This window comes from Streptomyces sp. NPDC005805 (genome assembly GCF_040630445.1).
In the GTDB taxonomy this organism is placed as follows: Bacteria; Actinomycetota; Actinomycetes; order Streptomycetales; family Streptomycetaceae; genus Streptomyces.
In genome coordinates this window covers 1-13,087 of sequence record NZ_JBEXXN010000018.1, presented here as the reverse complement: position 1 = coordinate 13,087, position 13,087 = coordinate 1, and the positions used below count along the sequence as shown (strand labels likewise).

The following is a 13,087-nucleotide window of genomic DNA, read 5'->3' as shown; positions in this document are numbered from 1 at the left end:
GCACGGCTAGGGGCGCGCGGCTCAGGCCGCCCGCTCCCGCGCGACGACCGGGAAGGGGTGGGCCTGGTGCGCCCCGCTGGCCAGCATGCGCACCTCGCCCTGGTCGCTGATCTCGGCGCGGACGATGCCGGTCTCGTCCTGGTAGACCGGGCAGCCGCCCGCGCCGGCCCGTTCGGTCCGGTGCACCACGACGACGTCGTCGGCGACCGCCGGGGCCTGGAAGACCAGCTCGTACGTTTCGGGAAAGTCCATGAGAGCCACCACCACCTCTTCCATCGTGGCCCTCCGCCCGGCTCCCCGCCTGTCCAGGGCCCGGGCCGCCCGCCGCCGGGCGGCCCGGGAACGGGGCCCGGCCCGGTCAGACGCCGAACTCCGACGGGTTCAGGCCGAGCGCCGCGCACGCCTCGCGGATGATCTGCTCCTCCGCGGGGGCCACCCAGCCGTCGGCCCCAGCGACGACGATGCCCGTCTGGATCACCGCGCGGGCCTCCGCCTGCTTCTTCGACGCCTTGGCGACCTCCTTCAGGGCCTCCGCCTTGCCGTGCGCGAAGTTCGCCGCGAGCTGGTCGACGTGCTTGTTGAACCGCTCCCGCAACTGGCCCGCGGGGAAGTTCTGCAGGACGTCGTTGTTGAGGATGAGCTGCTCGACGTGCTGGCGCTCGGCCGGGTCGACATGGCCGTCCGCCGCGGCGACCAGGGCGCACATGGCCATGCTGGCGTCCCGGAAGGCGCCGCTCTTGAGCTCCGCCTTCAATGAGGTCAGCTGGGTCTTCAGGGCGCTGACGAGCTGCGCCTTCGACCCGCCGGAGCCGGAGCCGGACCCGCCGCCGGGCCGCGCCTGCCCGGACCCGCGTGCCCCCTGGGCCTGCTGCTGGAGACCCTTGGCCTGGTCCTTGATCCGATCCCACATCGCCACTGCTGCCACCTCGGCTTCGCCGTATGTCCGTCGTCCACCGCGCCCCGTCGCGCGGCACCCTGCCAACGTGCCGGGGCACCGGCGAAGTTCCGCCACCGCGCCGGGTCCTTCGAACGAGTGAACGCGCGGGCGGGGACCGCGCCGGGGGATCATGGGGGGCGGTTCACCGGGCACCCGGCAGAGCAACGACAGTCACGTGCAACGACCACGAGCAACGACACTGAGGAGTGGACGGATGGCGAACGAGCGCGCGGGCCGGCCGGCCGGGCCGGACGATCTCGTCGACGTGGCCCGCCTGGTCACCGCGTACTACGCCCTGCACCCCGATCCGGCCGATCCCGGCCAGCGGGTGGCCTTCGGCACCTCGGGCCACCGCGGCTCGTCCCTCGGCACGGCGTTCAACGAGGACCACATCGCGGCCACCAGCCAGGCGATCTGCGAGTACCGGCAGGCTCAGGGCACCGACGGTCCGCTGTTCCTCGGCGCGGACACGCACGCCCTGTCCGAGCCCGCCCGGGTCACGGCGGCGGAGGTGTTCGCGGCGAACGGCGTGACGCTGCTGGTCGACCCGGCCGACGGCTACACGCCCACCCCCGCCGTCTCGCACGCGATCCTGGCCCACAACCGCGCGGCCTCCGGCGGGCGCGCGGACGGTGTGGTGGTCACGCCCTCGCACAACCCCCCGGCCGACGGCGGGTTCAAGTACAACCCGCCGAGCGGCGGGCCCGCCGGGTCGGAGGCGACCGGCTGGGTCCAGGACCGGGCGAACGAGATCATCGCCGGCGGGCTGAAGGACGTCCGCCGGGTACCGTACGCGCGGGCGCTGGCCGCGGCCACGACCCACCGGTACGACTTCCTCACGCGCTATGTGGACGACCTGCCCTCCGTGCTCGACCTGGACGCGGTGCGCGGGGCCGGGGTGCGGATCGGCGCCGACCCTCTCGGCGGGGCCTCGGTCGCCTACTGGGAGCGGATCGCGGAGCGCCACGGCCTCGATCTGACAGTGGTCAACCCGCTCACCGACCCGACCTGGCGCTTCATGACGCTGGACTGGGACGGGAAGATCCGGATGGACTGCTCCTCGCCGTACGCGATGGCCTCCCTGATCGAGGGGCGGGACCGGTTCGCGATCACCACGGGCAACGACGCGGACGCCGACCGGCACGGGATCGTGACGCCGGACGGCGGGCTGATGAACCCCAACCACTACCTGGCCACCGCGATCGGCTACCTCTTCCGGCACCGCGAGCACTGGCCCGCGGCGGCCGGGGTCGGCAAGACGCTGGTCTCCTCGTCGATGATCGACCGGGTGGCGGCGGACCTGGGGCGCGAACTGGTGGAGGTGCCGGTCGGGTTCAAGTGGTTCGTGGACGGACTGGCCGGCGGGACGATCGGCTTCGGCGGCGAGGAGTCGGCCGGCGCGTCGTTCCTGCGCCGGGACGGCTCGGTGTGGACGACGGACAAGGACGGCATCCTGCTGGCGCTGCTGGCCTCGGAGATCCTGGCCGTGACGGGGCGGACGCCGAGCGAGCACTACGCAGAGCTGACCGGGCGGTTCGGCGAGCCCGCCTACGCCCGCGTCGACGCGCCCGCGACGCGGGAGGAGAAGGCGGTGCTGGCGCGCCTGTCCCCCGCCCGGGTGAGCGCGGACACGCTGGCCGGGGAGCCGGTCACGGCGGTGCTGAGCGAGGCGCCGGGCAACGGGGCGGCCATCGGCGGGATCAAGGTCACCACGGAGAACGCGTGGTTCGCGGCGCGGCCCTCGGGCACGGAGGACGTGTACAAGGTGTACGCGGAGTCCTTCCTCGGCCCGGACCACCTGGCGCTGGTGCAGGAGGAGGCGCGGGCGGTGGTGTCCGCCGCGCTCGGGGCCGCGTGACGCGGCGTGGCACCGCGCGGGTGCCGGGTTCCATGGGGGCATCCCCCGTGGAACCCGGCGCGCCGGTCAGGGCAGGCTGATGTGGTACGCCTTGCGCAGGGTCTCGTGGACCGTCCACGTCGTGCGGTCGCCTTCGCGCAGCACGCACGCGTCCCCCGGCCCGACCTCCAGGACCGGTCCGCCCTCGACCTCGATCGTGGCGCGGCCGCTGACGACGACGAAGAGTTCGTCCGCCTCGGTGTCGGTGACCACGCCCGGGGTGATCTGCCAGATCCCGCGTACCTGCCGCCCGTCGGCGGACTCCCACAGGACCTTCCCCGAGACCTCGGGCGCGCCCGAGACGATCTGGCCGGGGTCGAGCGGGTCCGGCGCCAGGTCTGCGTCGGGGATGTGGACGGCGAAGCTGGTGAGGTCGGTCATGGCGGCGACGCTAGGCGGCCGGGGGCGGGCCGCGCCATGACCGGAGTGTCGCGCGGCGCGGCGCGCGGCACGACGCTCCGTCGCGGTGATCGACACCTCCGGGCAGACCACGGCGGGGAACGCGGTGGCGGAGACCCTGGCGTCAAGGTCTGAACGGTGGTTCACTCTTTGGTGTGGCCTATCGGAAGACGCCCGCCGTGCGGGACCGGCTCGACGCGGCACGCGAGCACCTGATCGAGCGGGCGACCGCCGTCGTCGCCGACGTGGGGTGGGCGAACGCCTCCGTGACGACCGTCGCCGCCGCGGCCGGGATGTCGGTCGGCTCCGTGTACCAGCACTTCGCGTCCAAGGGCGCGCTGGCCGTGGAGGTCTTCCGGCGCGCCTCCGGGCGGGAGGTGGGGGTCGTCGGCGAGGTGCTGGCCCACGGCACCGGTGATCCGGTCGAACGGCTGGCCCTCGGTGTCGGTGTGTTCGCGCGCCGGGCGCTGGAGAACCGGGGGCTGGCGTACGCGCTGCTGGCCGCCCCGGCGGAACCGGCGGTCGGGCGGGAGCGGCTGGAGTTCCGGCGGCGCTACCGGGCCCTGTTCGCCGCCGTGGTGCGCGAGGGCGTCGCCGCCGGGCTGCTCCCGGCCCAGGACGCGGATGTGACCGCCGCCGCGCTCACCGGCGCCATCGGCGAGGTGCTCGTCGACCCCCTCGCGGACCACGGCGAGGGGTCCGCGGACCGGCTGGTCGCCGAACTGGTCGCCATGTCCCTGCGCTGCGCGGGCGCCCCGCCCGTGGCCGCCTCCCCCGATCCGGAAGGACCGTCATGACCGCGACCGCGGACACCCCGTACGCCGCCCCGCACAGCGAGCCGGCCGCCCGCACGCACGAGGTCACCAACCAGCCGCCGCCGCTGACCGGCCACGACGTCGCCGACGACCCGGTGCTGCTGGAGGGCGTCCGGCGGGAGGGCGCCGCGTGGGCCGAGGAGGACCTGCACCGGATCGGGCGGCTCGCCGGGTCGGAGCAGGTGCAGCGCTGGGGCGAGGAGGCGAACGCGTACGAGCCGGTGCTGCGCACCCACGACCGCTACGGCCACCGGATCGACGAGGTCGACTTCCACCCCGCCTACCACTCCCTGATGGAGGTCGCGGTCGGCGAGGGCCTGGCCGGGGCGCCCTGGGCGGACGAGCGGCCGGGGGCCCATGTGGCGCGCGCCGCCGGGTTCATGGTGTGGAGTTCGGCGGAGGCCGGCCACGGCTGCCCGGTCTCCATGACGTACGCCGTGGTCCCCGCGCTGCGCTCGGCGCCCGGACTGGCGGAGCGGTACGAGCCGCTGCTGACCAGCCGGGTGTACGACCCCGGGCTGCGCGACCCCGCCGGGAAGCGGGGGCTGCTGGCCGGGATGGGGATGACGGAGAAGCAGGGCGGCACGGACGTCCGGGCGAACACCACCACCGCGGTGGAGCGGGCCGACGGCACCTGGCGGCTGCGCGGTCACAAGTGGTTCACCAGCGCGCCGATGAACGATCTCTTCCTGGTGCTGGCGCAGGCGCCCGGCGGGCTGTCCTGCTTCCTGGTCCCCCGGGTGCTGCCCGGCGGCGAACGGAACACCTTCCGTATCCAGCGCCTCAAGGACAAGCTGGGCAACCGCAGCAACGCCAGCAGCGAGCCCGAGTTCGACGACACCGTGGCCTGGCTCGTCGGCACCGAGGGCCAGGGCGTGCGGACCATCATCGACATGGTCACCATGACCCGGCTGGACTGCGTCCTCGGTTCGGCGGCCGGGACCCGGACCGCGCTGGCGCGGGCGGCCCACCATGTGCGCCACCGCAGGGTGTTCGGCGCCAGGCTGATCGACCAGCCGCTGATGCGGAACGTGGTCGCGGACCTGGGCGTCGAGTCGGAGGCGGCGACCGCGCTGGCGCTGCGGCTCGCCGGGGCGGTCGACCGGGCGCAGCGGGGCGACGCGCGGGAGAAGGCGTTTCTGCGGCTGGCGACCGCGGTGGGCAAGTACTGGGTGTGCAAGCGGCAGCCGGCCGCGGTCGCCGAGGCGCTGGAGTGCCTCGGCGGCAACGGCTACGACGAGGCGTCCGGGATGCCGCGGCTCTACCGGGAGGCGCCGCTGAACGGGATCTGGGAGGGCTCCGGCAACGTCAACGCGCTCGATGTGCTGCGCGCCCTGTCCCGTGAGCCCGCCTCGCTGGACGCCTTCGGGGCCGAGGTGGAGGCGGCGGCCGGGGCGGACACACGGCTGGACGAGGCGTGGCGGGCGCTGCGCGGGGAACTGGCCCGCACCGAGGACGCGCAGCTGCGGGCGCGGCGGCTGGTCGAGCGGATGGCACTGGTCCTCCAGGGGTCGCTGCTGGTGCGGCACGCCCCGGCCGCCGTGGCGGACGCGTTCTGCGCGACGCGCCTGGCGGGCGGGGGCGGGGTGGCCTTCGGGACGCTGCCGCCGGGCGCGGACCTCGCCGGGATCCTGGAGCGGGTCCCGGGCGGGGGCCGCTGACGCCGCGGCCCGGGTTCGCCTCCGGCGGCGCGGACCCGGGCCCGGGACCTGCCGGGTCCGCGCCGCCGGAGGAGGTCGGCCCGCGCCTGAGGGCGCGGGCCCGGTGACGGAGGGTCAGACCTGGACGCCGGGGCGGCCGTCCTCGACCACCACGCTCGCCCGGGTGCTCACCGGCGCGCCGGGGCGGGTGACATAGGGGACCACCCGGAAGTCGCTGCGCCAGCGCTCCCGGTCGACATGGACGCGGACATAGCCGCGCTGGGCGTTGAAGAACTTCATGTGCGGGTTGGCGGCCAGGAACTTGGTGCCGTCCGCGTTCATGTCGGCTCCGTCGCCGCCGCTGCTGATGGAGGTGCCGACGAACTCGCTGCCCACGGTGCGCGAGCCGGGGTCGGCGTAGTCGCGCTTGAGGTCCCAGGCGTAGTTCTGGTGGCGGTCGCCGGTGATGACCACCAGGTTGCGCACTCCGGTCGCGTCGGCCTCGGCGAGCAGCCGGTTGCGTTCGGCGACATAGCCGTCCCAGGGGTCGGTCCACACCGTGGCGCCGGGGCCGGGGTCGTGGTCGGTCTGGCCCATCGGGGCCTGGTTGCCGAGGATGCGCCAGCGAGCGGGGGAACGGCGGAAGCCCTTGAGGACCCAGTCGCGCTGCTCGGCGCCGAGGAGGGTGCGGGCGGGGTCGAAGCGGTCCGCGCAGTCGCTGGTGAGGGTGTCGCCGCAGGCCTGGTCGTCGCGGTACTGGCGGGTGTCGAGCATGGTGAAGTCGGCGAGGTTGCCGTAGGGCAGGCGGCGGTACATCTGCACGTCGGGGCCGTCCGGGAGCTGGGGGCGGCGCAGCGGGGCGTGCTCGTACAGGGCCTGGAAGGCGGCGGCGCGGCGGGCGCGGAAGGGGCCCGGGTCCTGGCCCTTCTCCGGGATGTCGTCGGCCCAGTTGTTCTCCACCTCGTGGTCGTCGAAGGTCATGATCCACGGGAAGTTGGCGTGCGCGGCGCGGAGCGGGGCCTCGGACTTGTAGAGGCCGTACTGGAGGCGGTAGCGGGCGAGGTCGACGGTCTCGGTGTGGAACTTCGGGTCGGTGGTGACACCGCGCTTGTTGGTCTTGACGCCGTACTCGTAGAGGTAGTCGCCGAGGTGCACGACCAGGTCGAGGTCCTCGTCGGCCATGTGGTCGTAGGCGGTGAAGTAGCCGTCCTGCCACGCCTGGCAGGAGGCGAAGGCGAAGCGCAGGTCGCGGGTGTTGGTCCAGGGCGCGGGGGTGGTGCGGGTGCGGCCGGCGGGCGAGACGTGACCGCCGGCGCGGAAGCGGTACCAGTAGACCCGGTCGGACTGGAGGCCGTGGATCTCGGGGTGGACGGAGTGGGCGAGTTCGGGGGTGGCGACCACCGTGCCCCGGCGGACCGGGCGGGTGAAGCGCTCGTCGGCGGCGACCTCGTACTCGACGCGGACGGATGCGGCGGGCATTCCGCCGTGGCCGTCGGCGGCGAAGGGGTCGGGGGCGAGCCGGGTCCACAGGACCACGCCGTCCCAGCGGGGGTCGCCGGAGGCCACCCCGAGGGTGAAGGGGTCGGACGGGATTCTGGGCGCGGCGTGGGCGGCGCCGGAGCTCCACTCGCCGGTCCCCAGCATGAGCGCACTGACACCGGCGCCGGCGAAGCCGATCGCCTTCCGCCGGGTAACGGGACGTACGGCCACGGGGTCCTCCTTGGCTCTGGGTGGGTGAACCGCCAGAACCTTCGCGAGGGTTGGTGACCCGCGGCCTCCCGGAACGCGTCCGGGTACCGAGCAATTCGTGAACACGACAACGGCATACACAGCCGGGCGGGGTGTTCCGTCGGTGGTGGCCCGCGGTTCACCTCAATGCCCCTGCCTGATAGCCCGTCAGAAAGCCGGGGACGTGCGGACGGGGCGGCCGGTCGGTGCCGGCCGCCCCGTCCGGGCGCGTGGTGGCGCGGTGTGGCTCAGTGACGTGGTCAGGGTGCGAGGGCGATGTCGAAGAGGTGGATGGTGCCGTTGGCGGGCAGGACGACGAAGTCGGCCTCCTTCGCCGGGTCCAGGGCCACGGAGTGCGCGAAGACGCGGTAGGCGATGCCCGCGTTCCCGTATCCGTCGGGCCGGTTGCGGCCGTCGGTGGCGGCGACGAGGGTCGCGCCGTGGGCGTCGGCCGGGTCGAAGGACCAGTTCGGGAAGCCGATGGTGCCCTTGGTGGAGGTGCCGTCCTTGTAGTACACGGTGGCGCTGCCCGTGGCGCCGCTGGTCACGCCGGACCCGAGGAACACCAGCCGGCTCCCCTTGCCGTGCAGGGTGACGGCCTGTCCGGCACTGGAGACGTTGTCCGGGGTGCCGGCCGGGACGTCGGGCCAGGTCAGCGTGGCGCCCAGGGCCTTGACGGGCGCGCCGGGGGTGAGGCCGGCGGCGGCGAGTTTCTGGGCGGAGAAGCTGTTGCCCTCGCCGTCGAAGTCGCCGGGCGCGGTGTCCGACTCGTCGGTCACCGCGACGCCGTTGTACGCGGCGCGCAGGTTCGCGACCGGTTCGCCGGTGCGCTGGGTGCGGGTGGCCGTGGCCCGGCCCTCGCCGTCGCCGCCCTGGTAGGAGGCGGTCGCGGTGAAGGTCCGGACGGTGAACCCGGGCCGCTGGCCGGGCACCTGGATCCGGAACACGGTCTCCGCACTCCGGCCCGGGGCGAGGGTGCCGTCCACCCGGCGTTCGGCGGGCTGCACCGCCCAGCCGACCGGGCCGGCGAAGGAGACCCGCAGGGAGCGCATCCGGTCCGGGCCGGTGTTGCGGACGGTCACCTTCACCTCGGAGATCGCGGGTCCGTCGAGGTCGACGGGGGCGATGTCGACCACGGTCCGGTCGGCCCGGGCGGCGGCCGCGGTGGGCGCGGTGGGCTCGGTGGGCGCGCCCGCCGGGGCCGGGTGGTGCGGGGTCGCGGCGGCGGCCGCCTGGGCGGGGAGCAGCAGCGCCGCCCCGGCGGCCGTGGCTCTGAGCGCGGTGATCAGCCGGTGGTGTCTCACGGTCGGTCTCCTCGACGTCGCTGGTGTGGGCGGTGCGGGCGCGGTGCGGGCGGTCAGGCGACCGGGGGCATCTCGGTCTCGCGGGAGTCCAGTCCGGTGCGGAGGTTGACCCAGGCGCCCCGGGTGAAGTCGGGGATCTCCACCGGCCGGCCGCCCGCCGCCAGGGAGCGGACGCTGAGCGGGACGGGCGAGCACCAGGCGGCGGAGTCGTAGACGTCGATGTCCGGCACCAGTCCGGCGCGCATCAGCTGGACGGTGCGCCACTGGAGGACGTAGTCCATGCCGCCGTGGCCGCCGTTGTTGGCGGCGTCGTCACCGATCTTCGTCCAGAGCCAGTGGTCGAACTCCTTGCGGTAGGCGTCGAAGTCGCGCCAGGAGTGGCCGCTGTGGTCCGGTTCGACGTAGATCCGGCCGCCGGTCTTCGAGGTGCCCGCGTAGTCCTCGAAGATGCCCCGGCTGCCGGCCAGGCTGTTGATGCGGCTGTAGGGGCGGGGCGAGCTGACGTCGTGCTCGGCGCGGATGACCCGGCCCTTCGCCGTGTCGATCATGCAGGTGACGAGGTCGCCGTTGACATAGGTCTCCTGCCACGACGGGTGCGACCGGGGGACGAAGCGCTCGCGGTAGTCGGCGAGGCCCTTCGGTTCGGTGGCGGTGGCCCGCAGCACGGTCATCCGGTCGCCGCGGTTGATGTCCATGGCGGCGGCGATCGGCGCGAGGCCGTGCATCGGGTAGAAGGAGGCGGTGCTGCGGGCGTGCCAGCGGCGGCGCCAGGCGTCGGTGTAGTACGTGTCGGAGAAGAGGAGTTCGCGCAGGTCGTGCAGGTAGCCGCCGTGGCCGTTGGTGACCTCGCCGAACAGGCCCTCGTGGGCCATCTTCAGCATGGCCAGCTCATTGCGGCCGTAGTTGCAGTTCTCCGCCAGCATCAGATGGCGGCGGGTGCGCTCGGAGGTGTCGACGAGGTCCCACAGCTCGTGCAGTTCGGTGGCGACGGGGAGTTCGACGATGGCGTGCTTGCCGGCGAGCAGGGCGGCGCGGCCCTGCTCGTGGTGGAACTCCCAGGGCGTGGCGATGTAGACGAGGTCGATGTCGTCGCGCCGGAGCATCCGCTCGAAGGCGCGCTCCGAGCCGCCGTACTCGGCCGGGCGGGGCTTGCCCTTGGCGACCAGGCGGTCGGCGGTGCGCTTGGCCCGGTCGGCCCGGACGTCGCACACCGCGGTCACCGCGCAGCCGGGGACGACGGACCAGCCCTCGGTCATCCCCGAACCGCGGTTGCCCAGGCCGATCACGCCGACCCGGACCGTGCGGTGGGGTGCGTAGGCCACGCCGATCATGGACTTCTGGCCGGGCCTGCGGCGGGGTGTGGCCGCGGGAGCGGCGCCCGCCGCCCCGGGCGCGGCGGCCGCGGTGGAGGCGCCGGCGGCCCCGGCCACGAGCGCGCCGGTGCCGGCGAGGGCGCCTCCCAGGAGCAACCGGCGTGAGACAGCGGGGATTTCGGGCATGGGGCATCGCTCCTCGGTCCGTGTACGGCAGGTGGCGGGGAAGACTCTGGCGGCGGCGACACCTCATGTCAATAGATGTTCATTAGGGGGTCGTTTCAATCAGCTTCACGCATCGTTTCGCGCCAGGGCGCGCCCGGGGAACGCTCCTCCGGAGCCCGGGGAACGTCCCGCCGGGGCCCCGGAAACGCCGAGGGCCCGGCCCGCAGGAGTGCTGCGGGCCGGGCCCTGGGAGGTGTCCGGCGGATCAGGGCCGGACACCTCCCAGCCCGCGCCGGGCGGAGGGTTCGTCAGGAACCGGTCGCCGCGCGGATCTGCTCGGTGAGGGTGTCCGTGCTCTGGAAGGTGAGACCGGCCAGGGCGATGTGCTTCCACCGCACCGCGCCCTCCCCGTCGAGGACGAAGACCGAGCGCCGCAGCCCCAGACCGGGCACGGCGATCCCGTAGGCGCGGGCCACCTCCCGGTCGGTGTCGGCGAGCAGGGGGAAGCGCAGGTCGTACTGCTCGGCGAAGCCCTCGTGGCTGTCCAGGCCCTGCGGGCTGATGCCCCACACGGTGGCGCCGAGGTCCCAGAAGCGGTCCAGGTCCGAGGTGTACGAGCAGAGCTGCTTGGTGCACACCGCCGTGTTGTCCCCGGGGTAGAACACCAGGACCAGCGGGTTCCCGCGGTGAGCGGAGAGCGTGTAGTCGCCGCGCTCCGGCCCGGAGGCGGTGCGGACGGTGCCGGGGACGGTGAAGTCCGGTGCGGGGCTGCCGACGTCGGGGGTACGGGCCATGGGGATCCCTCTCTCGGGGCGGGACGGGGCGCGGGGGTGGGCCCCGGTCGCAGGACGCAGTCTGCCAACCTCCGCGCCGCCCGGCGGAGGGGGGTCAGCGCCCGGGGGCCAGCTCCCACATCCGGTGGTCCCAGCCGATGTCGGTGACGGCGCGCACGGTGAGCCCGGCGCGTTCGGCCAGGGACGTGATCTGCTCCGCGTCCCGGACGCCGGAGCCGAAGGCGCACTTCAGGCGGAGGTGGTGGAGCAGGGCGTCGACGTCGTCCTCGTCCGCCGCGGTGACCATCTCGACGAGGAGCAGGGTCCCGCCGTCGGCCAGGGCGCGGCCCGCCTCGGTGAGGGCCTGGACGGCGTCCTCGTCGGGGAGCCACTCCAGGTGGCGGGAGAGCAGCAGGGTTTCGGGGTCCTGCGGCAACGCGCCCGTGGTGGGGACGAGTTCGACGTTCGGGAGGACGTCGGCGTCGAGGATCTGCTCCTCGACGACGCGCAGCGCGGAGGGCATCGCGGCGATCCGGACGCGCAGCTCCGGGTGCGCCTTCACCAGGGCGTTGACGACGGTGGCGGCGCCGTGGCCGGCGGCGGTCAGCTCGGTGACGGCGGACCAGTCGCGGGAGCGCAGCACACCGGGGGCGATCCAGCGGGCCTCCTCCTCGATCGCGGTCCGGGCGGAGCCGGCCAGCCGGGGGTCCTCGGCCACCGCCTCGGCGAGGGGCTTGCCGCTGAGGGTGCGGTAGCCGGGGCCGCCGGTGAGCAGGGTGTCCAGCAGGCCGGAGAGGGAGGCGTCCATGGCGGCCTCGATGCCGCCGAGGTGGTACTCGTCGGAGGAGTGGTCGTCCTCGACGAGTTCCTCGCTGACCGGGGTGAGGCGGTAGCCGTCCTCGTCGTGGCCGAGGACGTCGAGGGAGACCAGGTAGGTGAGCAGGGCGCCGAGGCCGGCCTCGTCGGCGCCGGTGCGGCGGGCGAGTTCGGGCAGGGTGCGCACCCCGCCGTCGACGAGGTCGACCGCGCCGAGGGTGACGGCGGCGCGGATGGCGAAGCCGGGGGCCAGGTCGGTCAGTTGGTGGAGGCGCTCGTGGGCGTCGTCCTCGTCGTGGGCCTCCTCGGCCTCGGCGGGGCTGACGCCCGGGGCGGGCGGTTCGGTGCGGCGCCAGTAGCCGGTGATGTGGGTGTGGTCGCGCGGGACCTGGCGTTCGGCGACCAGGTGGCGGCGGATGCCCTTGAGGGCGACGGCCTCGCCGGCCACCCAGGCGAAGACCGTGCCGGGCAGCCACTCCATGGTGCGGACCGCCTGCTCCAGGAGGTCGGTGGTGCCGGCGGGCGCGCCGTCGCGGGAGAGCCAGGTGATGTCGGCGTCGGCGCGGGTGGGCAGGTCCTGGCGGTGGCTGTCCTCGCCGACCTCGATGAACACCTTGGCGCGGGTGCCTTCGGGCATCTCGGCGAGCCAGCGGCCGATGGCGGGCAGGGCGGTCTCGTCGCCGACGACGAGGATCCAGTCGGCGCCCTCGGGGTGGCTGTGGGACATCTTGGGGCCGGCGATCCAGGCGCTCTCGCCGGGCTTGACGCGTTCGGCCCAGGTGGAGGCGACACCGCCCTCGTGGCGGACGAAGTCGAAGTCGATCTCGCCGGCGGCGGGGTCGTGCCGGACCGGGGTGTAGTCCTTGGCGACCGGGCGGCCGTCGGCGGGCCAGTCGAGGCTGCTGACGTTCTGCCGGGGCAGGACCAGGCGCCCGGACTCGTCGGTGAAGAAGAACTTCACATGGTCGTCGAAGCCCTCCGTGCGGAGCGCCGGCAGGTCCAGTCCGTCCCGGGTGAAGGCGTGCAACTGCTCGCCGCCGAGGGTCAGACGGCGCATCCCCGGGGTGATGTTCTCGGCGCGCAGCACCGTCAGTTCCCTGATCACGATGGGGAAGGTGACGACCGAGCGGGGGCTGCGGGTGGACATGCTGGGGCTCCTTCGTACAGCGGGCGCCCCCGCGGGTGCGGGGGCGCGTCGGCGGGCCGGCGCGGGGCCCGGGGCGGGGCGCCGCCCGGGGGGGGGGTATCCAGCGCGCGCCGCGGGGGGAGGCGAGAGGGGGCGAGTGAACGCCCCCCCAGG

11 protein-coding genes are annotated in these 13,087 nt (G+C 74.4%); 3 read left to right on the top strand and 8 right to left on the bottom strand.

The features are described from left to right. Positions 1-21: 21 nt before the first annotated feature. Both ABZ457_RS12785 and ABZ457_RS12780 read right to left on the bottom strand, forming a co-directional pair. The gene (locus ABZ457_RS12785; protein ID WP_359156990.1) at positions 22-252 is read right to left on the bottom strand and encodes a DUF6296 family protein; all 231 of its coding nucleotides are present in this window, start codon (positions 250-252) and stop codon (positions 22-24) included. A 106-nt stretch (positions 253-358) separates the two neighbouring features. Continuing rightward, positions 359-910: a TerB family tellurite resistance protein gene (locus ABZ457_RS12780; protein WP_037746546.1), complete on the bottom strand. Its 552-nt coding sequence runs from the start codon at positions 908-910 to the stop codon at positions 359-361. 241 nt (positions 911-1,151) lie between these two features. On the opposite strand from ABZ457_RS12780, the gene pgm reads away from it, so the two are divergent. Then, positions 1,152-2,795, top strand: coding sequence for a phosphoglucomutase (alpha-D-glucose-1,6-bisphosphate-dependent) (pgm, locus tag ABZ457_RS12775; protein ID WP_359156987.1), 1,644 nt, complete (start codon positions 1,152-1,154; stop codon positions 2,793-2,795). Positions 2,796-2,861: 66 nt separating this feature from the next. Here the strand turns inward: pgm and ABZ457_RS12770 are convergent, their stop codons facing one another. Then, the gene (locus tag ABZ457_RS12770; protein ID WP_359156985.1) at positions 2,862-3,215 is read right to left on the bottom strand and encodes a cupin domain-containing protein; all 354 of its coding nucleotides are present in this window, start codon (positions 3,213-3,215) and stop codon (positions 2,862-2,864) included. A 173-nt stretch (positions 3,216-3,388) separates the two neighbouring features. Here ABZ457_RS12770 and ABZ457_RS12765 point away from each other — a divergent pair, with 173 nt between their 5' ends. Then, positions 3,389-4,030: a TetR/AcrR family transcriptional regulator gene (locus tag ABZ457_RS12765; protein ID WP_359156983.1), complete on the top strand. Its 642-nt coding sequence runs from the start codon at positions 3,389-3,391 to the stop codon at positions 4,028-4,030. Next, on the top strand, positions 4,027-5,709 hold the full coding sequence (locus ABZ457_RS12760; RefSeq protein ID WP_359156980.1) for an acyl-CoA dehydrogenase family protein: 1,683 nt from the start codon (positions 4,027-4,029) through the stop codon (positions 5,707-5,709). Before ABZ457_RS12765 ends, ABZ457_RS12760 begins: the two co-directional genes overlap by 4 nt. Before the next feature lie 114 nt (positions 5,710-5,823). Here the strand turns inward: ABZ457_RS12760 and ABZ457_RS12755 are convergent, their stop codons facing one another. From ABZ457_RS12755 to ABZ457_RS12735, 5 genes are all read right to left on the bottom strand, one after another. Continuing rightward, entirely contained in the window at positions 5,824-7,398 is a 1,575-nt protein-coding gene (locus ABZ457_RS12755) for an alkaline phosphatase D family protein (RefSeq protein ID WP_359156977.1), read from the bottom strand. Positions 7,399-7,676: 278 nt separating this feature from the next. Then, on the bottom strand, positions 7,677-8,720 hold the full coding sequence (locus ABZ457_RS12750) for an NEW3 domain-containing protein (RefSeq protein WP_359156974.1): 1,044 nt from the start codon (positions 8,718-8,720) through the stop codon (positions 7,677-7,679). A gap of 53 nt (positions 8,721-8,773) precedes the next feature. Further along, a complete protein-coding gene (locus tag ABZ457_RS12745) occupies positions 8,774-10,219 on the bottom strand; it encodes a Gfo/Idh/MocA family oxidoreductase (RefSeq protein WP_359156972.1) in 1,446 nt (481 codons plus the stop codon). Positions 10,220-10,506: 287 nt separating this feature from the next. Continuing rightward, the gene (locus tag ABZ457_RS12740; RefSeq protein WP_359156970.1) at positions 10,507-10,992 is read right to left on the bottom strand and encodes a peroxiredoxin; all 486 of its coding nucleotides are present in this window, start codon (positions 10,990-10,992) and stop codon (positions 10,507-10,509) included. Between the two features lie 94 nt (positions 10,993-11,086). Then, positions 11,087-12,934, bottom strand: coding sequence for an SIP domain-containing protein (locus ABZ457_RS12735; protein WP_359156968.1), 1,848 nt, complete (start codon positions 12,932-12,934; stop codon positions 11,087-11,089). Positions 12,935-13,087: the final 153 nt, after the last annotated feature.